Below are 25,488 nucleotides of genomic sequence, written 5' to 3'. Positions count from 1 at the left end.
TTTTATAGGCATCCTACCTGAACCGCCCCTATTTGACGCCGACCGATCATGTTTAAATTTAGGCAATTACCTATTTGCCCAAAGGACAGCCTTGGTTTCCTGAATTTGGCGGAGGATGTCGCGGAAATGTCAGCATTTGCCCATTTTTGGACATTTGCAACTTTGATTTTATGCCCTGTGCTCAGCACAGGGGGTTTTTAGCGTTTTGGGGCTTTTTTGGAGGATGTTTTTTTAGCGGGTGCTTTTGTCAGATCGACAGGAAGAGATGTTTGCTTGTCGGATGTTCTTGAGCCGGACGGTGCGTCAAAGTTCGTATCAATCCCCTGTTTTTTGTTTCTTTTGACCATATATACGAAGTGACGGATGTATTGCCCGTAGGGTTCCGGCAACGTTTTCGGATCAAAATCGAGGGGATTATCCAGAAGAGACTTCACAACTACTTGGCTTAAATCTTCTTTGCTCGTCATCATGATCGTTTCCAATCGTCTGCAAATTTCGTAATCGTTTACCTCAAGAGACATCTTTTTCATTGCGTTCAGCAATTTTTGAAAAGAAGACCGTTTCACTTTGGAAGCCATGGACAAAGATTTTCAGCCGTAGGCTGAAAAACAAACAAAATAAGAATTTTCTCTACGAGCGGATTTCTGTGTCGAAGTTCGGGCGAACTTGGAATGAAAGTTTTGATTTCCGATTGTCGCCGTTAGTCGACAGCCCGCCGGAAAGAATTTCATTATTTTGAAGATGAGAATTTTCGACCAGGTTTTGACTTTCGAGGATGAATGCCGCCTTAGTGAATCCTGAAACCGGAACGCTTTCTCCAAGAATTCCGACATTTGCAGGTTGTCGGGTTTGTATTCGAATCAAAGGAAAAATTCCCAGTAGATCAACCTTGGTTTTTAGCTCCCGTGGAAGCTTACCCCCGATTACCCAAGGGTCGCCGTTTTCTTGGACGGCACGGAACCTTTCGGATAAATCTTGCAATTCCGACATTTCCCGGATTTCAGCCCAATCCTCGGAAATCAGTGCCCTCTGCCCACCCTGCCATTGTCCCCTATTTTTCCGATCTTCGGCGTTTAGACCTAAAAGAACAACTTGCGACATCCTTTCACCGACAAAAGTCCGAACTCGATCGAAAGAATCACGGGAAGAAAATGCAGCTTCGGAGCTGATTGATTCTTTTGATGCGGAAGCGTTCGAGAGGCATCCGACCGAAAAGATCGGAATCGAAGAAAGTGCGGAAGAATGTTCCGACAACGAACTTACAAAATTCTCAGGCAAAAGAGAATGAGAAAAATCGCTCGTGGCAAAAACAAAATTGCGAGTATCTTTGAAAGAATTTTGAGACGGATTACTTTGAACAATAGCGCGACATCCGGTATACAAACTGAAAGCTAAAAAGTGAAATTCAGAGGCAGACAAATTTGCGACGATTCCGTTTTTGCCGGAACCAAAATCAAGAATCGGCTTTGAAGTCGATTTAGAAATTTCTTTTTGAGCAACGAGCCTTGTGTTTGAAATGGAAAAGTCCAACTGATCCAAATCAAAATCACTTGCGACCGGTTGCAATAAAACTCGGTCCACTTCCGTTTGATGCGTTAAAATTTCAGACTTCGCTTCCGACTGATTTTCGGACGCGGACAAGGATCCAACCATCCCGAACCCGACCAGCCCAGTAAGCAAGATTTGTGCCAGAAATTTTGTTTTTGCTCGAAAAAACATAGCAATTTTCTATAATTTGCCCGTTTTTCAAGAAAATGGAAGCTTTTTTTCGTGTTTTTCGGAGTTTTTTTAAGATTCAGGCCTAAGCAGTCTTGCGGAAAAGGCGCTTCACTCTCAACTTCCATTCCCAGAGAATAATTCCTTTTTCCTCTTCTTCGGCGCGGTCTTGTTCTTTTTCAAGAAGCGCGTAGCACATGCTCGCGATTTCAGGCCCAAAATTTTTCCCTAACTCCACTTCGAACTCGGGAATTTTCATTTCCAAAATCAACTCCGCAAGACGAAAGCCTTCGTCGAGATTCAAAAGTTTTTGCTTAGCTAACTTTAAATCGTCCTTCTCAAATTCATTTCGAATCATTACCGCAAAAAAAGTTCGAATAAAAGAAACTTCCTCCGGCTTTAATTGGAAATCGAGTAGAAGTTGTTTTACCTTTTCCAGATCCATTCTCCTCAAATGAATCCGAGCCAAAAAGACCGGGTTCCCGGAATGAATATTGAGATTTCCCGAATCCATAATATCCGCAGCGCGAACTTTGTTGAAGTCTACGATTCCGGATTCTTTTTTATTGTTCGTTTCGGAAGGCGCCGCTTCGACGGCTTTATGAGCCGCGACTTTTTTGCGAACGATCAGCATGTTGAGAGAAGGAAAACGGATTTTCAGAGTGATCAAATCCTGGCGCGGATACGATTCATCCAGAACGAGATGGTGCATTTCCACCCCTTCTTCCCGAGAACGGATCAAATCCTCATTATTCTGAAAATGATACACGACGACCGGAAGGACGTCGCAGTCGCTTCCGCTATTGAGAAAAATAGTTCGAACCTCGTTTCCGGAATTGGAATGCTGATACGGGATCACGAGCTTCCCCTGCTTTACGTTTACGAAACTCAGTTCTCCCAAACGAAAGTGGGAGAGATTGAATTCTACCCCTAAAAAAACGACCCGCGGAACGGCGACGACGATGGAATTGTTTTTCGCACCCCGAGGCACTTCCGGCCCCTTTTGGGTAAAGACCACGTAGGTCATTTTTGCGAGGCGGACTTTTACTAAAAATCCACCCGGCGTTTTTCGTTCTTCATAGAGAGAATCGAGATCCACTTTAGCCAATCTCCAATTGTTTGAGTTTGTATTGCAAAGATCCCCTCGAAATTCCGAGGGCCCGCGCCATTCGAATTTGATTTCCGCCGAATAATTTTTGGGCCAGAAGAATCTTCTGTCGTTCCACGGCCTCGACCGCTCTGCGTAGATCGAGGTCTTCGGAATCGGGAATTGTCAGAATTCGATCCCGAATTTCCGTTCGGTCCTGAATTTCAATTTCGGAACCGGAGGAACTCAAAATAGATTCTTCTAAAAGATTGCGCAAGCCGGAAAGATTTTTCTCGAACCCCATTTTTGCGATCTTTTGAAGATTTTCCTCCGAAAGACGAAGGTCTTCGCGGCCGGAAGATTCTTTCAATTCCTCCAAAATCAACCGGATCGCGATTCGTTTTTGGGAAGAATCCAGTTTGTCCAGACTCGGAATTTCGATCGTCCTTTGGAGTAAAAACTCCCGAAACGGACGAAAGATTTCATTGGGCTCGACGCCTGCGGTTTCGGTAAAAATAAGACGAAATTTTCCCGACGCCGTGGACAAAAGTTGAAAGAAGAATTTTTGTTGGATCGAGGTGAATTTTTCCGCACCCTCGATCAGAATCGTTCCGGAATCGGTCATTCGAATCCACTCGTCCAAAGACTTTTCCAGCTTGGAAATTTGCTCGGGCAAAAATCCCAAAACCAGAATTCCCTTTTCCGGGTTCAAATTTCGATGCAGCCATTTTCCGAGCGTCTTTTTTCCGGAGCCCGCAGGACCCAAAATTCGAGCCCAGGAATTTTTTCTTTCGAGCCAATCGGGAGGAGAATCGCATCCGGAAATTTCCGCGAGCCAATCCGCGACCCCTTCCTTTTTCAAAGAATCAGCACGAGAATGAGAAGAAGAATGTGCTTTCAAAACGGAGGTTTTCACCTCCGCATTTGCCGAGATTTTTTGGGCCGCCAAGGCCCAAAGTAAAAGAACGGAATCTCCAGGTTTTTCCAAAAACTCGGCGAGAAAAAATCCTTCCAGGAAAGAATTTCCCCGAATCCCGGCAACCAAACACCCGGCGGAATTTGGATGAAACATATCATTTTCGGTCGCCCCAAACCAGACCGGAATAAAGTCGGAACCGCGATTGAGTCGATCCAAGTTCCCGGTAGACCGGGACAAGAAAGAATAGAAAAATCCGTCTTCGTCATAACCGACGCTCGCCACTTCTTCCAGACTTTGACCGTGGTCGGAACTCAACGTAAGAACTCCGCAAGCCGCGCCGGAAATCCGAATCCATTCTTCAAAGGCGTTTGCGAACTCTTTCCTCATGGTTTCCAAGGAAGAATTCTCCGCAAAGAATGGATTGAAATAGGACGGATGCACAAAGGGAAGATGTTTAAAATTAAGCATCCTGTCAACCAAGTACAGGAGAATGTCGGACGTCCGACAAAATCGATTCTGAAAAAGATTTTTTACTCAAAAAAGATCTAATTTCGGATAAATGATTGAAGATAGAAAACCTTCGGCCCATCTGGAAACGAGACCGAACTCGAAACGACGACGCGCATTTCGTACAAGAAAAATTCCTCCAATCCAAACCCGGTCTCGATAAGGATTCAATGTCGGATATCCGACAATAGAGTATAAGGTAGAATCATGATAGTTGTATCTATAGCAAACCAGAAAGGCGGAGAAGGAAAAACGACTACTTCTCTCAATCTGTCCATGGGGCTCGCGAGAAGAGGAAAAAAAACCCTGCTTGTCGACATCGATCCTCAGGCAAATTCAACCGGCATTTTTACGAATCCGGAAACTCTGGAAAAATCGATGCACGGGGTTTTTAACTCGAAAATGACGATCAAGGAAATCATGATCGAAACCAAACAACCCAATTTGTATCTGGCGCCTTCGAAGACAAATCTTGCCGAAGTGGAAACCCTTTCCGGAACTTCTGTTGACGCTCCCTATATTTTGCGAGACGCTCTCCAAAGTGTGGACGGAATCGAATTTTGCATCATCGACTGCCCTCCTAGTTTGTCGATTTTTACGATCAATGCGCTGGTTGGATCAAACTATGTTGTGATTCCTTTGCAGGCGGAAAAATTTTCCGTGGATGGGATTGTCGGGCTGCAGCAAACGATCACGAGTATCAAAAAAAGAATCAATCCCGGACTTGAAATCTTAGGCGCGCTCGTAACACAACTCAAACCGCAAACTCTTTTGACCAAAACGATTGTCCCCGTTCTTACAAAATATTTCCGTATTTTTGAAACGAGCATTTCCGACGGAGTGGCCGTGGGAGAATCTCATCTTGCAAAAAAATCGGTATTTGAGTATAACAAAACGAGCAAGCAGGCCCAAGAATACGAAGGCTTCATTGAGGAGTTTTTGAATGAGCTCAAAAAGTAAACGACTCGGCTCCCTTGCGGATGTATTCCAAGCCGAAAAGCTGGAAGGAACCGTCAAAAAAATCCGCCTCGAAAAAATTCTTCCATCGGAAAATCAACCCCGCCAGGATCGAAAAAAAGGCGTGGAAGATCTTGCGAGAAGCTTGGAAAAAGACGGACTTTTGCAGCCCATCATTGTAACAAAACAGAATCCGGAAGACGAAAATTACAGAATCGTTGCGGGAGAAAGAAGATACCACGCGGCCAAACAACTCGGCTGGATCGAAGTAGAATGTAAAATTTTAGACCGGGATGAAAAAGAAACCTTTCGGCTCGCTATCATCGAAAACCTCCAAAGAGAAAACCTATCTCCTTACGAAGAAGTCGAGGCCATGTCTCATTTGAAGACAAGCTTCAAATACACGGATCAAGAACTGGGAACGCTGTTTGGAAAAAGCAGAAGTTACATGACGGAACTCCTCGGAATTTCAGACTTAAGCAAGGACGAATTGAGATTCTGCAAAGAAGCCGGAATCGAAAGTAAGAATCTATTGATCCAGGCAGTTTCCGCGTCCCGCAAAGGAACATTTTCGGAATTCTTAAATTTATTCCAAACCGGGGCGCTCAAAACGGTCAAGGACGCGAAGTCGTTCAATCGCGAGGAAGACAACCTCTTCTCTCCCAAGGCCTTAAACAACGCAGGCCCGAAGACTTCTTCCTCCGGATCAAAAACAGTCGAATACAAGATAACAAAAAAACAAGGTTTGATTCAGATCAGTTCCGAAAACGAAGAGTTGCTTGGAGAAATTTTAAAACTGATCAAAAAAGAAATCCGCAAAAAATTCGAATCAGCATAATTGCGGACAGAATGTCGCTTAACAAAATTATTAAGCGACATTAAAAAGGTACATACAGGTACTTAGCAAAAGAAATTTTCAAAACCCCGGAAAAAACATTCAATGGGATTGACAAAGCTCCACCTCGAATGTTTAATGTGACATAATATAGTAAACGGAAATATAGTACGAAGCTCAAATCCGGAAGGATTCGGGCCGAAGGCGTATTTTCTGGATCCGGATAAAAAAATTCCCCTGGAGAACCAGGGGCCGGATTTTCCCGAAGGAATGTTGTTGGATGAGACATAAGTATCATTATGTCGGATAATGTCAACCTTCTTCGGAATTTTTGCTTAAAATTAATGTACTTCCGAAGCGGAGGGACCCGAAAAGAAAGATGGGCGAACATTATCCATACATCAAATTTTTCGCAGATATCATCGAATCTGGCGTCTGGGCGAGCCTTTCTTCGGCCGCAAAAACACTCTATTTGGTGCTGCTTAAATTTAGTGATCAGCATTTCAAACCCGTCTGGCCCAGTACGGAAATTTTGCTCAAACTGACCGGCTTTAAAACAAAAAAGTCCATCATCCAAGGAAAGAGAGATCTGATTCAAGCGGGGTTGCTTCAAGTGACTCCGGGTACAGGACATACAAGTTCGCGTTATTATTTTTGCTTCAACTACCCCGGTTCCAAAATTCCACCGCAGGGGTATATTTTCGGGCACCCCGGGGGTGGCGAATCGGGATCTCCGGAGGTGTCGGGACGGCGACCTCAGGGGTCGGCAGAAGGAGCCCCAAACCATATCAATATAACCATAACCAACAATCAAAATCAGGAACCAGAAAGGAAAAAAGTACATTTAGATTTGGATTCTTTGGAAGAAAAATACGGGGCTTCTACTTTAGCGGAAGCGCTCGGAATTGCAAAAGCTCGAGGAATGGAAACGAATTTAAAGTATGTTCAAGGGATCTGTAAGAACTTAATGCGGACTCACTCGGGGACAATGCCGGAATTTAATCAGGAATCCGAAACGCCGAAACAGGACGCAACTTGGAATGGATTCCTTCATTGGTCGCGGGAAAGACTCACCCGATCGAGCATAGAAATTTTAGAACGAATTCGAGTCGAGCCGGATGGAAGAACGCTCTGTGTGTTGGACGGTGTGCCGGAGTCGTTGCGAATGATCATAGCAAAGTACTTCACAGAGGAAATCCGTCCCCCGATATTGGTTATATTTTCCGCGAAAACCGAAGAAAATCGAACTACATCCTCGAAATATTAAAAAGAGAACCAGGACAAATCTTGAATGAATTCTGAATCAATTCGAATCAGTCACCCCGGTCTGATCAAAATCCGTGAAATCAAATCATCGGGAACCAGCGATTTAAAAGAAGGAAAATTACTCCGTTATTCGGAAGCGAAGGATTCTCCCGGAATTTCCGCCCTCACCTTGCACTTTGACGGAGTTTCCAGTCTCAATCAAATCCGTCTTCATTCGAATCCGCAAGAGGTAGCATTTTTTCCCGACACATTCCGTTTCGAAATCTCGATGGACGGGGTTGTATGGGAGCCGATTTTGCAAGAGACCGGATTTAGGCGTTTGAATCAGAAGACCGGGCTTTGGAATTTTTCTCTGGTTCAAGCTAAGTTTTTAAAGCTGATCTGCCAGGTGAGCGAGAAAGACGCCTCGGGAAAATATAAGATCGCTCTTGGTCAGTTAGAAGTAGGAATTTCGGGCATCGTCAAAATCGGAGTCAGCACGGAACAGGATCGATTCTGGGTAAAAGAAAATCTCATCGACGAGCGGCCCGACTACGGATGGTCATCAAAAGAATCTTCCAAGCCGTCGGAGGAATTCTTTCTTGTGGATTTAGGATCGATCAGTCGCGTGAATGAGCTGCGACTTCTGACTCCGAAATTAAACCCGACTTTTTTTCCCGAAAGATTTACCGTTTATTATAGCGAAGACGATCTTTCTTGGAACCAGTTGCTTGAGGAGAATCAATTCTTATCCGAGCCGGGGGTTTGGTATCAGTGGAGATTTTTGCCGACGAACGTGCGTTATCTGAAGCTCGTCGCGCGCCAGAAAGAAAAGAAAGGCCAAGAAATTTATCAGACAAAAATCGTAGAATTGGAATTGTATGCGACGCCGCATTTGAGCGATCTCACGAATAAACCGACGGCCGAACCTCTTCCTTACGCGACCGTGTTGCGGTCGGGGTTGGTACGTTTGGCAGTGGACGGGGAAAATTCGGAGGGAGTTGCGGTTCAGTCCAACGATAGAAGATTGAGAGACGCTTCTACCGAATACAAGGGGATCGTCGAACTTGCGGGAGACGGAGAAGATAAGGAAGGCGTAGTCGTTCAAGGAAACGACAAACGTTTAAAACATTCCACGGAACTCGCGCACGGTTTGGTTCGTCTGGCGTCGAATGGCGAAAATCGGGCGGAAAGAGTTGTTCAAGGAAGTGACGACCGTTTGAAGGCGGCAACCGTTTCCAGTCTCGGGATTGTAGAACTCGCGGAGAACGGTGAAACAAAAGAAGGTGTTGTCGTTCAAGGAAACGACGATCGACTGAAAATCGCCACCACGAAAAAATACGGATTGGCGATTCTTTCCGAACCGGGCGCTTCGGAACCGGGAAAAGCGGTTACTGCCGATGATCCGAGAATTCGAAAAGCGAACACGGAATTTCCCGGGATTGTTCGGTTTGCGAAAAGCGGAGAAGACTCGGCGGAGGCGGCGGTGCAGGGAAATGACAAACGCCTAAAAATCGCCACCGCGGAATCGTATGGAATCGTTCAGCTAGCACAGTCGGGTGAATCGAAAGAAGGTCTTGTCGTTCAAGGAAATGATAAGCGACTTCGCAATGCCACGACTTCTTATCCCGGAATCGTGGAAATTGCGACATTGGGCAGCAATGCGCCGGGCAAAGTGGTTTCCGCCGACGACCCGAGATTATCCGACAAAAGAGATCCGAAACCGCATGCACACGATTACGCACCGCTGGATCACGACTTTAGTTCTCATACGGGATTCTTAAAAGTAAAAGGAAATACCGAAGCTTCTTATACGAACATTTCTCCCCCGCCGGAAAATCATGCGCCCATTTATGGGAAGAATGAAAGCGAGAAAGGAGCCGGAATTGTCGGCGCGGGTCGGAACACCGGCTTGATCGGCTACGGAGAAAAATACGGAGTTCGTGGAGATTCTTCTTCGGGCGAAAAGGACGCAGCCGGAGTTGTCGGTCTCGCCAAACGAGGGTTTGGCGGAATGTTCCATTCGAGATCCGGAATCGCGCTTTATGCGACCGGAAAAGGAATCGCTTCTTTGGGAGAAACGGGATCGGGCAAGGCGATACTTGCGGAAGGAGAATCCGAATTTTCCGGTACTGTTCGGATTTCGACGGGAAAGAATTCCGACTGCATCGCAAGATTCTTTCCCGTAAATCCTTCGGACGTGATTTCCGAAGGCGACATTTTGGTTATGGGGGAAGACGGAAGATTGCAAAAGGCAAAGACGGCTAACGCGACGCATGCGATCGGCGTTGCCGTGAAATCGGCGGCCCTACTCTTCGGAAACGAAGCTCCTGCGGACGGAACTCATTGGCTGGTTGCGGTTTCGGGTGTCGTTCTGGTGAATGCGGATGCGTCCGCATATCCGATTCAACCCGGAAGTTTGCTCGTGACCGGTTTGACGGGCGGACACGCTGTTCGAATTTCGGCGGAATCTCTTCGGCCGGGTTCTTTGTTTGGCAAGGCTTTGAGTCCTCTTCGATCCGGAAAAGGTCAGATCCAGATTCTTCTTTGCTTTCAATAAACGGGAATTTATGAAAAAAATATCTGAAATTTACGGCTCTGCCAAAGGGCCGGTGTATTCGTTTGAATTCTTCCCTCCGAAAACTCCGGAAGGAGATGTGAAATTGATGGAGACGGTAAAGGAACTGTCTCGTTTGAATCCCGACTTTGTAACGGTGACATACGGCGCGGGAGGTTCGACGAGGGATAAAACCGTGCAAATTTTGTCCGAGATTTCTAAGAATTATTCCGTTCCGACGGTTTCCCATTTTACCTGTGTCGGTGCAAATCGAGATCAGATTCGGGAAATGTTGAAAGGAATTCGTTCGGCGGGAATCGTCAATCTGATGGCGTTACGCGGAGATCCTCCTAAGGGCGAAGGCGAATTCAAAAAAACCGAGGGCGGATTTGCAAACGCGACGGAGCTTATTTCGTTTATCCGTTCCGAGAAGATGGACTTTTGTATCGGCGGCGGGTGTTATCCCGAAAAACATCCGAATGCAAAAACGTTGGAAGAAGACGTTCGCCATCTAAAGTTAAAAGTGGAAGCGGGGACGGATTTTTTGGTTTCTCAGCTTTTCTTTGTAAATTCCATCTTTGAGAATTTTTTAAATCTCGTGAGAAAGGTCGGAATTACGATTCCTGTGATTCCGGGAATTATGCCGATCACTTCGTTTTCTCAGATTGAACGGTTTCGTTCCTTGGCAGCATGCGAGTTTCCTTCTTCTTTGATCGAGGATTTGCAGGAAGTCGAGCATCGCCCCGAGGAATTTTATCGGAGAAGTTTGAATTTTACGGTGAAACAGTGTCGCGAACTGCTCGCGATGGGAGCGCCCGGGATTCATCTTTATACGCTCAATCAATCGCATGCGAGTTACGACATTGTGCGGGAATTGAAGGGATAAGGTAAGAGCTACGACAGGATCTTTTCGTGAAACAGAGCAGCGCCCCACCCTCTTAGGGTGGAGGAGGCGGGCGTTTGGTGGGGAATTTCGGAGAATTTTTCTCTATCAGAAGATTCTTTTTTTGTAAACCGTTTTCTTGTGAGGAAAGTGTGGGAGCTCCTACGGTTCCCCTCTGAAAAAACGATTGATATTGTTTTTTATTTTTGCGCATTCGCGATTTTACTTTAAAAGAGATCTTTTTCTTTCCCCGCAGGCAGAAAACCCGCATCCACTCCCTTTCGATACAGGGTAAGAATCGCTTCTCTTCCATCGGCTCCGAGGGAACGCGTAAATTCGTTCACATACAATCCGATATGCGCATCGACTACTTCTCGAGTCGTATCTTGAGAATGTTTGAGGATGTATTCATAAGTCTCTTCCCGATTTTTGTAGGCAAGGTCCAAACTGTGTTTCAGGGAAGAATCGAAATTCTCCTTTAACGGAACGCCCAAATCTCGGCGAAAGGCGATCGCGCCTAACGGAATGTGTTTGCCCGTCGTTTCTTCCCACCATTCTCCGAGGTCCTGAAGTTTGACCAATCCTTGTTTTTCGTAAGTGAATCTTTCTTCGTGAATGAGAACGCCGAAGTCGGCTTCTTCTGCAAGAAGAAGCGGGATGATTTTGTCGTACCGAACCGCGGTTGGTTGAAAGTCGTTCTTTAAGAAAAGTTTCAAAAGCAAGTTCGCGGTGGTTAGTTCACCCGGAATCAGGATTTTTTTTCCTTTTGCGTTTCCGGGATTCTTCCCTTTTTTATAAACAAGAAGCGGTCCGCAATTTCTCCCAAGCGCCGAGCCTGAATCCAAAATCGAATATCGATCCATAACGGAAAAATATGCGGCAAAGGAAAGTTTCGTTGCTTGGTATTTTCCGGCAAACGCGGCACGATTGAGTTCTTCGACGTCGTGCAGTTCTTCACGGACTCGGAATTGATCCGTAGCCTTTCCGTGCGCAAGATGATAAAATAAAAACGTATCGTTAGGACAGGGAGAATAAGCTAAGCTGAGTTCCATCATGTTTCTACTTAGATTCCATTGTTTCGAATTTTGCCGAAAAAAGAAAGTCTCTTCTTGCAACTTTAATTTGCAGATGTTGTCGGAACTTTGATGAGATTCTTTATCTGAAAACCGAAAATGTTCCGACAGCATCTTTGATTTTCGATTGTGAAATGCGGGATTTTCTGATAAAGGAAAATTGGCCCGAGCACTCCCGCCTCCTCTCCACCGCCGCCCAATTTCAGGGTGGGGCCAGGGCGCCCGTTTCACAAAAAAATGTCGTACCTCCGACAAATCCTCAAAAAATCATTCACGAAAGCGATCGCCCTGATTTACTGAAAGAATCATGTCCTTTGACCCGACACAAATTCACACGATCGCCGTCGATTTGGACGGAACTCTTCTCAACTCCAAAAGCAGAATTTCTCCCCTCACCCATTCCGTTTTGCAAAAGGCGATCGATCAGGGAAAAAATCTCGTGATCGCAACCGGCAGAAGATTTTATTCCACGTTCGCCTTTGCGAAAGAATTCAAGGGAGAAGTTCACGTCGTGTCCAACAACGGGCAGATTCTGCGTAAGTCTCCGAACGCCGAGCGGATTGCGGAAAGTTATCTGGAACTCGACGTCGTACATAAAATTCTTCATTTAGGAAAAGAATTTCATACGCCTCCGATTCTTCATGTGGATCGATTCGAGGAAGGCATCGACATGTTGACCGAGGTTCCGATCACGGACGGAATGTATCACAACTATTCCGGGGGAGATCATTCGCGAACAAGATCCATCGGAGATCTTTTGTCCGCCGATCTTGAAAAAATATTGGTGATTTGTTTTTTGTCTCTTCTCAAAGAAGATTTGGATTCTCTGGTTCATAAAATTTCCGCGTTGCCGGAAGCCTCTTCTCTTCGATGTATTCTCACCAAAATCCCCGGGGTGTCGTATTGTGTGGAAATCATCAACGTCTCCGTATCCAAATGGTCGGGCATTTCCCGGTTCTTATCTCTTAAAGGATTGGATGGAAGCGGTGTCATCTCTTTCGGGGATGAAAGAAACGACTTGGAGATGCTGCTTCACAGCGGCGCGGGCTTTGCGATGAGAAATGCGATTCCCGAAATCAGAAATTCCGCGAGGCACGTTACGCGATACAGCAACGAAGAAGACGGAGTCGCTCTCGCCTTAGTGGAGAATGGGATCGTTCTTTTTTGAAACGGGTGCTGGTCCGCAGCTTTTGCACGCTCCGTTGTAACAACCGAAATCCTCTTCGTTATTTCCAGAAGATTTATCCGTAAATTCGCGGATCAGGGAGATCAAAGGAAAGAATAATCGAATCGCCGTTAGGCTGACGATTCCGTAGACGATCCAATCCTGCGTTTGTATCTCCAGGTGCATATTATCAAATTGAAAATCAGTCTCAATAAAGTCAACAGAAAGTTTTTTGAGACAGTGACACTTCTTTGACAATCAAAGCTTTAAAACTGGTATAGTTCTTTTATCGATATGTGGTCCACTCTGCGAGTTTATCATTCGATCCAAAAGGATAGAGAGAATGTTGAGATTCCTGGTTCTTATTCCTGGATGACTTGCATGCGTACGATCTGGGTCACGGACAGCCGAATTCATAAAGAACCTTCTAAACTTCCTTCCACTTTGGAATCGTATTCCGGTTACGAAGCGTATCGTTTTTTGCTCGAAGTCATTTCCGGACTTCATTCCAGACTTTTGGGTGAGACGGAAGTTCTCGCTCAATTCCGGGAACGATTTAAGAATGCTTCGCTCCCCTCTTCCGCGTTCGGGGAATATCTCGCAAAATTCAGAGACAGTCTGATTCAAGATTCGAGAAGTATTCGTTCCCGTTATCTTCAGAACATAGGAGAACAATCCTACGGCGGACTCGCGAATAAATATCTTAAGGATACGAAATCCGTTTCTTTGTTGGGAACGGGGCAGCTCGCCGAAAAAATTCTTCCTTGGTTGAAGACGAGAAACGTGACGCTTGTGGGACGCAACGAAGAACGCCTCGCGTTTCTTTCCAAAGAAGCGGACGCTTCCGTGAAATTGTTAAGCGAATGGAACCCTTCGGGAGAAGCGATCGTCATCGCTGCGCCTTTGAATCTTTCCTCGGTTCTCGACGCAATCGAACCGGGAGCGATCGTCGTGGACTTTAGGGAAGTTCCTCTGGAACAAAAATGGCCCGATTCGGTGCGGTATATTTCGTTTGCGGCGATGTTGGATTCCCTTCGTGAAACCGAAGAAAGGGCGATGCAGATCCGCGAGCAAGTGCTGCCCGCGTTAGACGATCTCGTCGAAGAACGGGAACTCGAGGCGCAGCAATTCATTTTCGGTTGGGAAGATTTGACTTGTCCCGCGTTCTGAAGATCGGTTCCCGTAAAAGCGCACTCGCAAGACTTCAGACTTACCTTGTACTCGGCGCCCTCCGAGAAAAATATCCTGATCTAATCGTCGAACTTTATTTTAGAGAAGCTTCCGGAGATCAGGATCTGCAAACCCCTCTTTGGAAGATGGGAAGCAGGGGCGTTTTTACGCAGGATTTAACGAAAGATCTTGTGGATGAAAAAGTCGATCTCGTGATTCATTCTTGGAAGGATTTGGATCTGGAAGGTCATTCGGGAACGACGATTCTCGGTGTTTTGGGCCGAGCCGATCAAAGGGACGTGCTTCTTTGGAAAAAATCCTCTCTCGACAAATATTCTCCCCGGGAACTGAAGATTCAGACTTCTTCTCCGCGTAGAGAATACAACCTGAAGAAATTCTTAGCGAAGTCCCTGCCTTCCCGTTATAAAAATTCCTCCCTTACGTTTTTTCCGGTGCGCGGAAATATCCAGACGAGAATCCGCAAATGGAGAGAATCCGACGCCGACGGTTTGGTTCTTGCAAAGGCCGCGCTCGATCGATTGTTATCGGAGAATTTTCCGAACTCGGACGAATTAGAATATCAAGAAATACGCAAGTTCTTAAAAGAGGCGCTTGCCGAATCCGTTTTTCAGATTTTCCCTCTTTCTCTCAATCCTTCCGCCCCGGCGCAAGGCGCGATCGCCGCGGAAGCCAGGTCGAACGATTCGTGGACGATCGATCTCGTTCGGACTTTGAGTGAACCGCAAGTCGTTCAAGCGGTGGAAGAAGAGCGGCGCATCTTAAAAAAATTCGGAGGCGGTTGTCATCAAAAGATCGGCGTTTCGATTTTGTATCGGCCCTTTGGAAAAGTTTTATACCAACGCGGATTGACCGATTCCGGCGAAACGCTCGAAATCGAAGAGCAATTCTCCGAAACGATTGCTCCTCCCGCCGAATCGGTGCTCAGAGCGTATCCCGTTCCCGGAGAAGCCGTAAAACAAAAGCGGGTTCCGCTTTCTTCCGAAGAAGGTTTTGTTCTTTCCGCGGACGGCAAAGAGGATCGGAGAATTCTTCCGAAAGAATTGGTTCTCAAGGATTGGCTCGTCACTCGAGGAAACGCATATCCGATCATCGATCCGGCCTTGGAACACAAAGGTCTTGTGTGGACTTCCGGTTTAAAAACATGGGTTCAACTTGCCGAACGGGACATTTGGGTTCACGGTTCCTTGGATGCTCTCGGCGAAGAAGAGTTGCCCGAAGGAATTCTTTTCGGAAAGCGGTTGGACTTCGTAAAATGCACGCACGTCGGTTCGACGGAGATCGCTTCCGGATTGGAACGCGTGCTTACCTACCAAGCGCAACCGATGGAAGATCATCCCGACTTATCCGAAAAGACGCACTTATTTTGGATGAGCGCTTCCCAATTCGATAAGGCGCTTTCCTTATATCCGCAGATCAGAAATCGATTCCACGCTTGCGGACCCGGAATCACTTCCTCCCATATCCGGAACGTATTGGGAGAATCCGCAAATTTATCCGTCTTTATACGCTACGAGTCTTGGTTGGAAAGTCTCGGACTCAAAGAATTCAAAGGAAACGACCTTGGAAACCAAACAAAGAAGAATCAGGCTTAACGCTCCGCTCAGAGAACTCGCGTCTTCGGAAAGTTTAAATTCAAAAAAACTAATACAACCTTTGTTTATCGTGGAAGGCCTGAAGGAAAAAGAGAAAATGGATTCTCTTCCCGGTGTGTTTCGGGATACGGAAACGTCCGTTTTAAAACAAGTGGAATCCGATCTCAAGGCGGGAACTTCTCACTTCATTCTTTTTTTGGTTCCGGAGCTCAAATCGAATACGGAAATCCCGAAGGCGTTTTACGAACGTTCGATTTCGACTTTAAAAAAAGAATTTCCGGACGCGTTTTTGTGGATCGATACTTGTATGTGTTCTTTGACGACGCACGGACATTGCGGGCTTTTGCATCAAGACGGAAACATCGACAATCCTTCTTCCGTAAAACATCTTTCTAAAATCGCTCTGGCGTACGCGCAGGCAGGCGCCGACGGAATCGCGCCGAGCGACATGATGGACGGAAGGGTTCGCAGCCATCGTACGATCTTGGATACGAACGGTTTTTCGAATATTCCAATTTTAAGTTATTCTACTAAGTTCAAAAGCAACTTTTACGGACCGTTTCGTGCGGCCGCGGATTCGGCTCCGGGGCACGGAGATCGTTCTTCGTATCAGATCGACGTTCGCAATCGGGAGGATTCCATTCTTTCTTCGCTTCGCGACAAGGAAGAAGGCGCCGATTTTCTGATGGTCAAACCCGGAATGACTTCGATCGATTTGATAGCCCCGATCCGAAAACGGACCGGGCTGCCGACGGGAGCGTATCAGGTCAGCGGAGAATACGCATCGATTCATTATCTCGCGCAAAACGAGTTCTGCGATTTTGACGCGGCGCTCCGCGAAACCTGGCAGATCTTTTCGAGAGCCGGGGCTTCGTATTTGATCACGTATGCCGCAAGAAGAGGAAAGGAGATTTTATCGTGAATTCGCAAACGTCCCATTCAAAGTTGATTTCCGAATCGTGGAAAGGTCAAAACTCCAAAGAACTTTTTGAAAGAGCGATGAAGGTTTCTCCCGGAGGAGTTCATTCTCCCGTACGATCGTTCAGGTCCGTGGGCGGAACTCCCGTCTTCTTCGTTTCGGCAAACGGAGCCACGTTAACCGACATCGATGGGAAAGAATACGTCGACTATTGTCTGAGTTTCGGCCCTTTGATCCTGGGTCACAGAGATCCCGAAGTGGAAGAAGTCGTTCGTGAAACCGCGGGTCTTGCGTGGAGCTTCGGGGCCGCCGAGCCCTACTCTCTCGAACTCGCCGAGTTTATCACAAACAATGTCCCTTGGGCCCAGAAAGTTCGTTTCGTGAATTCCGGAACGGAGGCGGTGATGAGCGCGCTTCGTGTCGCTCGGGCCGCAACCGGAAGGGAAAAAATTTTAAAGTTCGACGGATGTTATCACGGCCATTTGGACGCCTTACTCGTAAAAGCCGGTTCCGGTCTCGCGGGAGAATCCTCTTCCGATAGCGCGGGAATCTCCGCAACCGCGATCGCAAACACTCTCGTTCTCCCTTTGGACGACGAGGCGGCTGTCGAAAAAGTTTTTGAAACCGAAGGGAAGAATATCGCCGCATTGATCATCGAACCTCTTCCAGCAAACTACGGACTTTTGATCCAAAGAAAAGAATTCCTATCGAAGATCGTCGAGATAGCGAGAAAACACGGAACGTTAGTCGTCTTTGACGAGGTGATTTCCGGTTTTAGAACCGGCTTTCAAGGGATGTCCGGTTTGCTCGGAATCCGTCCCGATCTCGTAACGTATGGAAAGATCATCGGAGGCGGTTTTCCGGTGGGTTGTTATGCGGGTAAAAAGGAATTATTGGATCTCGTCGCTCCTTCCGGTCCGGTCTATCAAGCGGGAACCTTGAGCGGGAATCCGTTCGGAATGAGAGCGGGCCTTGCTACGCTGCGAAAAGCGCAGAGGGATTCCGTTTATTCCGTGTTAGAGGATAGAACTAAAATTCTGACGCAGGAAATGATTCGGCTTTTAAACGCGAAATCCGATCGGGAATGGGAGGCGGTCGCACATTCTTCCCTGTTCTGGTTTCGCGCGAAAACGAAAGATGCGGTCCGTAGAATCGATCGAATTCCCGAAGGTCACAGGGAAGGTTTCGCAAAAGTATTTCATGCTTTGCTAAAGCACGGAATTTATCTCGCTCCTTCCGGTTACGAAGTCGGCTTTTTATCCTGGGCGCACACGGACTCGGTCGTCGCGAAGACGTTGGAGTTGGCCGAGAAAGCGCTCAAAGAAATCTGATGTCTTCTCTTTGGAAAAATACGAGAATCCTATTCGCGATCGTTTGGCTGCTTGTCACGGTCTCGCTGGGGATTTGGTGGTTTCTGCTCGGACTCAAACTGACGAATACGGTCGCGGGACTCAGTTCCAAGCTCAACGCGTCTGCCGCCTCCGAAAATCTTCTCCTGCTCGAGCGACAAAGCAGAATGATCAAGATGGAAGGAGCGTTTTTTCTTCTGATGTTGTTTTTGGGCGGAGCGACGTTGATTTGGTTTTCTTATCGAGAAACACGCAGAAACAAAATGATCCACGACTTTTTTTCCACGGTGACGCACGAAATGAAAACCCCTCTCGCAAGCCTTCGTCTGCAGGCGGAAAGTCTTCAGGAAGAATTGCCCAATCATCACGAGAGCAAACTGCTTCAAAGATTGCTTATGGACTCGGTGAGAATCGAATCGCAGATGAATCGCGCGATGTATCTCGCGAGTCTGACAAGATCCGAAATTCTTTATATAGAAAAAACGAACGTGCGCGAAATCCTTCTTTCGATCGGAGAAGATTTCCCCGAACTTGAAATTGATCTTCAGTCTTTGGAGAACGTTTTCGTGTTCTCGGATCGAAAGGCGCTCGAAAGTATTTTTAAGAATCTTGCGGAGAATTCTTTGAAACACGGAAAGGCGACCGCGCTTACGGTGAGTTCCGAACGGCAAAGATCCGGACGAGTTCTGATATCGCTCGTCGACAACGGTAGCGGATTCGACGGGAAATACAAAGGGCTCGGCGTTCCCTTTTACAGACACGGGAGTTCGAGCGGGACCGGAATCGGATTGTATATCATAAAAAAACTAACGAATAAAATGAAAGGTTCGATGAAAATCGTTCCTCAAAAAATCGGATTCAGAGTGGACTTGGTTCTTCCGGGAGCGCCGCGATGAAGGCCAAACTCTTGTTAGTCGAAGACGATCGTTCTCTCGGGGAAACCCTACAAGAACGACTTCAGAAAGAAGGATACGAAGTCCTTTGGACCGTTTCCGCCGTGTCCGCAAAAAAATTGGTCAAAGACGAAAAGCCGCATCTCATTCTTTTGGATGTACGTTTGCCGGACGGGGACGGATTCACTCTTGCGGAAGAACTCAAAGAAACCAAGGATTGTCCTCCGTTTTTATTTTTAACCGCACAAGCGGGCGCGCCCGAACGGCTCCGCGGTTTTGAACTCGGAGCGGAAGAATTCATTCCGAAGCCGTTTCATCTCAAGGAACTTCTTCTCCGAGTCAAACACGTATTGGAATCCCATAAACATTCCATAGAAGAATCCAGATTCTTTTACAAAGACTACGTCTTGGATTTTCAAGGATTTCAGATTAAAAAGGGAAACGAAGAAATCCCTCTTTCCAAACGGGACTGCGCTCTTCTTCATTTCTTGGTTGCGGAACGCGAACGCACCGTAAGCCGCGCGGAAATTTTGGACAAACTTTGGGGAGAAGAAAGTTTCCCCACAAACAGAACGATCGACAATTCGATCGTGCGGCTTAGACAAGCCTTCGGAGAAGAAGGAGAACGAGTCATACGATCCGTACGAGGCGTCGGTTATCAATGGACCGGAGAATTAAGAAATGTCGAATGAGCGCTATTCCAACGCGATCGGCGGAATCGCACAAAAGATTCCTCCCGTATGGATGATGAGACAGGCGGGACGTTATCACAAACACTACCAAGCCCTCAGACAAAAACATTCCTTCGAGGAATTGTGCAAGATTCCCGAACTCGCTGCGGAAGTCGCGTTCGGCCCGGTGAACGAGTTCGATTTCGACGTCTCGATTCTTTTTTCCGATATTCTGTTTCCTTTGGAGGCTTTGGGGATGGGTCTGCGATACACGGACGCGGGACCTAACTTGAGTTTTGCGGTCCGTTCGGAAGCCGATCTGAAAAAACTCAAGTCCGTCGAGGATTCAATTTCCTTTATGCAGTTTCAAAAGGACGCCATGGAGCTCACTCGGGAAAGAATTCCCAAAGATAAATCCGTGATCGGATTCGTGGGCGGTCCTTGGACCTTGTTTACATACGCAGTTTCGGGAAAACACGAGGGCAATCTATCTTTGCCGAAAACGTTGACAAATGTCAGAAAAGAATTCTTGAAAACGATAGTCCAATTCCTAAAAGAGAATATCGCTCTTCAGTTGGACGGCGGCGCCGAGTTGATCCTAATCTTCGATACGGCGGGCGGGGATTTATCTCCCGATTTTTTCGAGGAGATCGTCATTCCCGGCGTAAAAACCTTGGCCGATGCCTATCCGGGAAAAGTCGGATATTATGGTAGAGGAACGGCGACCTCGCACTTCGATTTAATCCGAAACATTCCTTCGCTTGCGGGATTCGGATTCGATCACAGATGGGATTTAAGACAAGTATTCCGAACCGAAAGCAGGATGATCCAGGGAAATTTCGATCAGGCCTTATTGTTTATGGAGCGCGACGAATTTAAGAAAACTCTAATCAACTTTCTCCGTCCGTTTCGGGATCTTCCCCCCGAAGAACGGATCGGCTGGGTCTGCGGACTCGGACACGGAGTTATGCCCAAGACCCCCGAAGACAACGTAAAAACCTTCGTGGAAATCGTAAGAGAGACATTTCAATGATGAGTGCAAAAGAACTGATCGCAAAGTATGATATACCGGCTCCGCGTTATACGAGCTACCCCACCGTTCCTTATTGGTCCGAAAATCCAAGCACGGAAGAATGGCTGGACAAGGTTCGAAATCGTTTAACGCCGGAGAATTCTTCCTTAGCTTTGTATCTTCATCTTCCTTTCTGCGAAACTCTTTGTTCCTTTTGCGGATGCAACACTTCGATCACAAAAAATCATTCCGTGGAAGAGCCGTATATCGATGCGATTCTTGCGGAGTTTTCCAATTATCTGAAAGAAGTCCCCGAAATCGGACAAAGAGAATTGAAGGAACTCCATCTCGGAGGAGGCACTCCGACGTATCTCGCGGAAAAGAATCTTGAGCTTCTTCTCGATTCCATATTAAAAAAAATGAATGTGGTTTCCGCGCCGGAATTCTCCTTGGAAGTGGATCCGAGAAGAACCAGAGATGCGCAGCTGAAACTTCTTCACGACTTCGGATTCAGAAGGGTTAGTCTTGGAGTTCAGGATTTCGATCCCGAGGTTCAAAGACTCATCAACCGCACGCAACCTTTCGAAATGACCGAGAGAATCACGGACCTTTCCAGAAAACTCGGTTACACTTCGGTGAACTTCGATCTTATATACGGATTGCCGCAGCAAAATCTGGAGAGCATGAAACATACGGTTCGGAAAACTCTCGAACTGCGTCCGGATCGAATCGCATTCTACAGTTACGCGCACGTCCCTTGGATCAAAGCGGCGCAGAGATTATTCACAGAGGCCGATCTTCCGTCCGGTTCCGAAAAACGCGAGTTATACGAAGTGTCGAGAGAGCTGTTCCTTAAGGCGGGATATATCGAAATCGGAATGGATCACTTCGCTTTGGAATCGGATTCACTTTCCGAAGCCGCAAAAAACGGAACCCTGCATCGAAATTTTATGGGTTATACGACCCGAACCACTGACATGCTTTTAGGGTTGGGTGTTTCCGCGATTTCGGATAGTTGGGATTGTTTCCATCAAAACGAAAAAATTGTCAAAAAATATCAAAAAAGAATTCGTGAAGACCGATTTGCCACTTTGAGAGGACATAAGTTGGACGGCGAGGATTTGATACAAAGATCGTTAATTCTGCAATTATCGACGACCGGAAAGGTTATAGTACCGGAGCAAATTTTGCAGGACGTAAGGCTGTATTTGGCCTCCATGGAAGACGATACTTTAATTAGATGGGAAGGAAATCTTCTCTCTTTGACCGAAAAGGGTTGGCCCTTTCTGAGAAACGTTTGTACGGGATTGGATCTTCGATTGCGGAGAAAAAGCCCGGAATCGAGAGTTTTTTCGAGATCGATTTAGGAACGGACAGCGCGGTTTTCGATCAAAAAGTCGTCCAATAAATTATTGAGTAGCAGTGGCGGTTCCTCCGAACGGAATCGTATAACTGAATATGGGAAGGCCCGCGTTGATATCATTCTTAAGAAAACTTATTTTAACCTTCTGCTTATTCTTTTTAGGGATCGTTTCGGTCTCGGCCGAGACCGTTCTATTGCACGAGGGCGGAAGTTTCCGCGGTAAGGTAATCACGCAAAATCAGAAGACGATTACGGTTCAAACCAAAGAAGGCAAACGGGTTATCGCCAAAAAAGAAATCTTAAAAGTAATCTATAAAGATATCGACGAAGAAGAGGAAGAACGAATCCGAAACGCCGAGATCAAACGTTTGGAAGACGAGAAGCTCACAAAACAAAGAAACGTCGATCTCAAAAAGCAACAGGAAGAGGAAGAACGCCTTAGAAAGGAAAGAGAAGAAGCGGAAAAGAACAAGCCGCTTCCTCCTCCACCTCCTCCAAAACCCGCCGTATCGAAAGCCGGGGCCTTGGGGAGGTCCGCGATCCTTCCCGGTTGGGGACAATGGGCAAGCGGAAGAAAGTTCGCGGCGATCATCTACCCTACTCTTTTCTTAGCCGCAGGTTATGCGGTATATGAGAATAATCGCAAGTATCTCGTCGCTAAAAAAGATTACGAGAGTTACGGAAATCCGTATTCGACGGATTCCCTCACTCTGGCGGCGATCGGAGTCGCAAATCCGAACTTATCACCCGTCATCACCGATCCGGTAGCCTTGTACGTCTACAACCAGGAATTTAGTCCGTATCAAAGCAAGCGCGAAGCCGTCGACAAAGCGTATAAGAATCTTCAGACGAGCATCGGCGTGTTAGCCGGAATCTATCTGATCAACTTGGCGGATGCGTATATTTTCGGCGGACAAATTTCCTCCAAAGTGGGATTTTCGGACGGATCGTCAAAAGGATTGATCTTGGATTACAATCCGATGGCAAACTCCGGAATGCTGAACGGCGGAGCGACATCTTCCACGCTCGAATCCAAATACACCTTCGGATATAGATTCCAATTTTAATTCGACTTCGATTCTTTGGTCTTTAAGGGACGATGGGAAGTGATCGTTCCTTGAATTGCTGATTTACAATCTTTTGATTCCCGTAAAAATAGATCCGTGGCAACTCAACACCCGGATCATATCATCATCGGCGCCGGATTTACCGGACTTCTTTACGCCACCCTCTCGGTTTTAAAGGGAGAATCGGTCCTAATCTACGAAAAGAAAAATCGCTCCGGAGGATTGATTCAATCCATCCGCACTCCGTTCGGTCTTGTGGAAACCGCCGCAAACGGAATCTTAAATTCGTATCGGTTGGAAGAATTGGCTTCCGCATTGGGTTTGGAAATCCTTCCCACGCTCAAAGCTTCTCGGAGGCGTTATATCTGGAAAAACGGCGCGCCGAGAAGGCTGCCCCTTTCTTTTTGGGGCACCTTACGCGCGTTATACGGAATGTTCCGAATCTCCGCGGGAATCGAACGAGGAGAATCCGTCTATCAATGGGGGAACCGTGTTTTGGGGGAAGACGCGGTTAAAAGCGTGCTCGAGCCGGGACTTGCGGGAGTATATGCGGGAAATCTAAAGGAGATGTCCGCAGAGTTGGTGATCGGCAGGTTCGTCGTTACGGATGAGCCGCTTTGGAAAAATTTGCAGACCCTTTTTCAAAAAAGAAAATCCGAGCCCAAGGTCCCGAAACAAAGAAAAGGAACGGTTAGTTTTCGAGGAGGTTTGGGGGAATTGTTAAACGCCATGGAAGCGAAAATCAAATCCTCTTCGAATTCCAGGATTTTACAGTCCGAAGAGCCCCCTGCTCTATCGGCTTTACGAAAAAAATATCCGAATGCGAGGATCACGCTCGCCTGCGGCTTGGAATCCACGTTGAAAATTTTATCCGCAAGCGTTCCCGTTTTTAAACGATACGAAAAGGTATGCAGAACGTTGGGGGTCGTAACCGCGACGCGTTTCGGACACGAATCTCTTCTCGGAAACAAAACGGGATTCGGCATTTTATTTCCACCCGAGGCGGGACTTCGTGCTCGGGGCGTTCTGATCAATTCTTCGATTTTTTCGGGAAGGGTTTCGGACGGATATGATTCGGAAACGTTCATCTTCGGCGGAGCGATGGACACGGAGATTTCCAAACTCAAAGAGAATGAAATCGTCGCGATTTTGGAAGAGGATCGGAAAAAGATCGCGGTTCAAAACGGAGTTCCCGTCAATCACTACGTTACGATCTGGAAATCCGCTTTGCCTGTGTATGATTCGGCATTGTTGGCGTTCAATCAGGAGTTGGATCGAAGTTTGCCCGAAGGTGTGTATGCGGAAGGAAATTTTCGATACGGAATCGGTCTCAGTTCCATCCTGGAAAGAGCCTGGAACGTTATGCGAAACCGTCAAGATAACTGAGCGGAGCATTCTCCCGTTTTGGGAATATGGCCGCCTCTTTTTTTGCAGATACATTCTTGTTTCCGAGATTGAGTCGATTCTAAACTGAGCTTTGCGATCACTTCGATGAACTTTCCGTAGATGCCGGGCGCGGGGATTCGAAAGTATTCGGCGATTCCGTTTTCACGAGCGACTTCTTTGAGTTGTTCTCCGATTTCTTCCAATGTTTCCAGGTGATCTCCTACGAAACTGATCGGATAAACCGCGACGCGTTTGACTCCGTTTTTTCCAAGTTCTTCGAGTTTGTGGATCGTATTCGGCTCGGTCCATTTGGACGGCCCTACTCTGCTCTGAAATGAAACATGGCAATTCCCTTGAAATCCTTTCTCCCGAAGAAGTCGTTTTAAATTTTCTACATTCGTTTCGATCTCTTCCCGGTAACGATCCCCCTTTTGAATCAAACGCATCGGAATTCCGTGTGCGCTGAAAACGAGATCGATTTTTTCCCAATTCGGAACCGCTTGAAATGCTTCCGAATGCAGGAATTCTTTTTTGTTCAATCGTCCTCGAAAAAAATCGAGAATCAAATCTCGGATCGCTTCCAGGTATTCGGAGGACGCGTGAAACGGCGGAACCCAGCCTTCTTTTCCGATCGGACATACGCGGAGGGTTTGTTCCACGAGTTTGGCGGTACTCAATACGGTGGATCTGGAGAAATGAGGATATAAAGGGAGTAGAATATTTCGTTTTGCGGGTGTGAGACGTTCTGCGTCGAACGTTCTTATGTCCGGATAACCGCAGGTCATCGCGACGTCGCCTTCCCAATTCTCGCCCGTGATTTTTTCGAGGGCTTTTGCGATCGCTTGCGCCTGTTTTTGTGTTTCTGATACGAGCGGAGAGCCTCCGCCAAAACCCATCGATTCGTACGTCTTGGCGACCTTGGGCGCTCTTCTTTTTGCGATCCATCTTCCCAACGATTTGCGGAGCCATTCGGGAAGAGGAAGGTCGAAAACATAAGGGTCTTCAAAAAGATCGATCAGGAATTTTTCGATCTCCGACGTGTTTCTCGGTCCTCCGAGATTGATGAGAAGAATTCGGTTCTTCAATTCGATTTTTCCTTTA

At 46.8% G+C, this 25,488-nt stretch carries 23 protein-coding genes; 16 read left to right on the top strand and 7 right to left on the bottom strand.

What is annotated here, in order from left to right; genetic code table 11:
* Window positions 1-197 precede the first annotated feature (197 nt).
* The 4 genes from LFX25_RS18305 to LFX25_RS18290 all read right to left on the bottom strand — a co-directional run bounded on the left by LFX25_RS18305 (window position 198) and on the right by LFX25_RS18290 (window position 4,190).
* Complete coding sequence (locus LFX25_RS18305) at window positions 198-578, bottom strand: phosphatidylinositol phospholipase (RefSeq protein WP_238731710.1); 381 nt, start codon at window positions 576-578, stop codon at window positions 198-200.
* A gap of 52 nt (window positions 579-630) precedes the next feature.
* On the bottom strand, window positions 631-1,101 hold the full coding sequence (locus LFX25_RS18300; RefSeq protein WP_238731709.1) for a hypothetical protein: 471 nt from the start codon (window positions 1,099-1,101) through the stop codon (window positions 631-633).
* 700 nt (window positions 1,102-1,801) lie between these two features.
* Window positions 1,802-2,815, bottom strand: coding sequence for a hypothetical protein (locus tag LFX25_RS18295; protein WP_238732065.1), 1,014 nt, complete (start codon window positions 2,813-2,815; stop codon window positions 1,802-1,804).
* Between the two features lies 1 nt (window position 2,816).
* On the bottom strand, window positions 2,817-4,190 hold the full coding sequence (locus LFX25_RS18290; protein WP_238731708.1) for a helix-turn-helix domain-containing protein: 1,374 nt from the start codon (window positions 4,188-4,190) through the stop codon (window positions 2,817-2,819).
* Window positions 4,191-4,436: 246 nt separating this feature from the next.
* Here LFX25_RS18290 and LFX25_RS18285 point away from each other — a divergent pair, with 246 nt between their 5' ends.
* The 5 genes from LFX25_RS18285 to metF all read left to right on the top strand — a co-directional run bounded on the left by LFX25_RS18285 (window position 4,437) and on the right by metF (window position 10,709).
* Window positions 4,437-5,189 carry a ParA family protein gene (locus LFX25_RS18285; protein ID WP_135570808.1) on the top strand — a complete coding sequence of 251 codons (753 nt, stop codon included), beginning with the start codon at window positions 4,437-4,439 and terminating at the stop codon, window positions 5,187-5,189.
* Window positions 5,173-6,024 (top strand): ParB/RepB/Spo0J family partition protein, encoded by an 852-nt coding sequence (locus tag LFX25_RS18280; RefSeq protein ID WP_238731707.1) that lies wholly within the window; start codon window positions 5,173-5,175, stop codon window positions 6,022-6,024. The genes LFX25_RS18285 and LFX25_RS18280 overlap by 17 nt, the downstream gene beginning before the upstream one ends.
* Before the next feature lie 376 nt (window positions 6,025-6,400).
* Window positions 6,401-7,288: a helix-turn-helix domain-containing protein gene (locus LFX25_RS18275; RefSeq protein WP_238731706.1), complete on the top strand. Its 888-nt coding sequence runs from the start codon at window positions 6,401-6,403 to the stop codon at window positions 7,286-7,288.
* A gap of 24 nt (window positions 7,289-7,312) precedes the next feature.
* Window positions 7,313-9,826, top strand: coding sequence for a discoidin domain-containing protein (locus LFX25_RS18270; RefSeq protein WP_238731705.1), 2,514 nt, complete (start codon window positions 7,313-7,315; stop codon window positions 9,824-9,826).
* A gap of 10 nt (window positions 9,827-9,836) precedes the next feature.
* On the top strand, window positions 9,837-10,709 hold the full coding sequence (gene metF, locus LFX25_RS18265) for a methylenetetrahydrofolate reductase [NAD(P)H] (RefSeq protein WP_238731704.1): 873 nt from the start codon (window positions 9,837-9,839) through the stop codon (window positions 10,707-10,709).
* Window positions 10,710-10,933: 224 nt separating this feature from the next.
* On the opposite strand, the gene LFX25_RS18260 is transcribed toward metF, so the two are convergent.
* On the bottom strand, window positions 10,934-11,758 hold the full coding sequence (locus tag LFX25_RS18260) for a 1,4-dihydroxy-6-naphthoate synthase (protein ID WP_238732064.1): 825 nt from the start codon (window positions 11,756-11,758) through the stop codon (window positions 10,934-10,936).
* A 328-nt stretch (window positions 11,759-12,086) separates the two neighbouring features.
* Here LFX25_RS18260 and LFX25_RS18255 point away from each other — a divergent pair, with 328 nt between their 5' ends.
* Window positions 12,087-12,947, top strand: a complete 861-nt coding sequence (locus LFX25_RS18255; protein ID WP_238731703.1) for an HAD family hydrolase — start codon at window positions 12,087-12,089, stop codon at window positions 12,945-12,947.
* Here LFX25_RS18255 and LFX25_RS18250 read toward each other — a convergent pair.
* On the bottom strand, window positions 12,918-13,130 hold the full coding sequence (locus LFX25_RS18250; RefSeq protein ID WP_238731702.1) for a hypothetical protein: 213 nt from the start codon (window positions 13,128-13,130) through the stop codon (window positions 12,918-12,920). The two genes, LFX25_RS18255 and LFX25_RS18250, sit on opposite strands and share 30 nt — an antisense overlap.
* A 108-nt stretch (window positions 13,131-13,238) precedes the next feature.
* Between LFX25_RS18250 and LFX25_RS18245 the strand changes: the two genes are divergently transcribed.
* The 10 genes from LFX25_RS18245 to hemG all read left to right on the top strand — a co-directional run bounded on the left by LFX25_RS18245 (window position 13,239) and on the right by hemG (window position 24,387).
* A complete protein-coding gene (locus LFX25_RS18245) occupies window positions 13,239-14,114 on the top strand; it encodes a Rossmann-fold NAD(P)-binding domain-containing protein (protein ID WP_238731701.1) in 876 nt (291 codons plus the stop codon).
* Window positions 14,099-15,727, top strand: coding sequence for a type 2 periplasmic-binding domain-containing protein (locus LFX25_RS18240; RefSeq protein WP_238731700.1), 1,629 nt, complete (start codon window positions 14,099-14,101; stop codon window positions 15,725-15,727). The genes LFX25_RS18245 and LFX25_RS18240 overlap by 16 nt, the downstream gene beginning before the upstream one ends.
* On the top strand, window positions 15,696-16,649 hold the full coding sequence (hemB, locus tag LFX25_RS18235; RefSeq protein WP_238731699.1) for a porphobilinogen synthase: 954 nt from the start codon (window positions 15,696-15,698) through the stop codon (window positions 16,647-16,649). Before LFX25_RS18240 ends, hemB begins: the two co-directional genes overlap by 32 nt.
* Window positions 16,646-17,977, top strand: coding sequence for a glutamate-1-semialdehyde 2,1-aminomutase (gene hemL, locus LFX25_RS18230; protein WP_238731698.1), 1,332 nt, complete (start codon window positions 16,646-16,648; stop codon window positions 17,975-17,977). The genes hemB and hemL overlap by 4 nt, the downstream gene beginning before the upstream one ends.
* Window positions 17,977-18,891 carry a sensor histidine kinase gene (locus tag LFX25_RS18225; protein WP_238731697.1) on the top strand — a complete coding sequence of 305 codons (915 nt, stop codon included), beginning with the start codon at window positions 17,977-17,979 and terminating at the stop codon, window positions 18,889-18,891. The genes hemL and LFX25_RS18225 overlap by 1 nt, the downstream gene beginning before the upstream one ends.
* Complete coding sequence (locus LFX25_RS18220) at window positions 18,888-19,580, top strand: response regulator transcription factor (RefSeq protein WP_118956976.1); 693 nt, start codon at window positions 18,888-18,890, stop codon at window positions 19,578-19,580. Before LFX25_RS18225 ends, LFX25_RS18220 begins: the two co-directional genes overlap by 4 nt.
* Window positions 19,570-20,592, top strand: a complete 1,023-nt coding sequence (locus LFX25_RS18215; protein ID WP_238731696.1) for a uroporphyrinogen decarboxylase family protein — start codon at window positions 19,570-19,572, stop codon at window positions 20,590-20,592. The genes LFX25_RS18220 and LFX25_RS18215 overlap by 11 nt, the downstream gene beginning before the upstream one ends.
* Window positions 20,589-21,938: an oxygen-independent coproporphyrinogen III oxidase gene (gene hemN / locus LFX25_RS18210; RefSeq protein ID WP_238731695.1), complete on the top strand. Its 1,350-nt coding sequence runs from the start codon at window positions 20,589-20,591 to the stop codon at window positions 21,936-21,938. Before LFX25_RS18215 ends, hemN begins: the two co-directional genes overlap by 4 nt.
* Window positions 21,939-22,029: 91 nt before the next feature.
* The gene (locus tag LFX25_RS18205) at window positions 22,030-23,001 is read left to right on the top strand and encodes an LA_0442/LA_0875 N-terminal domain-containing protein (protein WP_238731694.1); all 972 of its coding nucleotides are present in this window, start codon (window positions 22,030-22,032) and stop codon (window positions 22,999-23,001) included.
* Between the two features lie 96 nt (window positions 23,002-23,097).
* Window positions 23,098-24,387, top strand: coding sequence for a protoporphyrinogen oxidase (gene hemG / locus LFX25_RS18200; RefSeq protein ID WP_238731693.1), 1,290 nt, complete (start codon window positions 23,098-23,100; stop codon window positions 24,385-24,387).
* Here hemG and hemH read toward each other — a convergent pair.
* Window positions 24,375-25,472, bottom strand: a complete 1,098-nt coding sequence (gene hemH, locus LFX25_RS18195) for a ferrochelatase (protein WP_240009191.1) — start codon at window positions 25,470-25,472, stop codon at window positions 24,375-24,377. The two genes, hemG and hemH, sit on opposite strands and share 13 nt — an antisense overlap.
* Window positions 25,473-25,488: the final 16 nt, after the last annotated feature.

This window comes from Leptospira sanjuanensis, from assembly GCF_022267325.1.
GTDB lineage: Bacteria > Spirochaetota > Leptospiria > Leptospirales > Leptospiraceae > Leptospira > Leptospira sanjuanensis.
The sequence above is the reverse complement of the archived record's forward strand: the minus strand, read 5'-3'. Positions and strand labels throughout refer to the sequence as shown.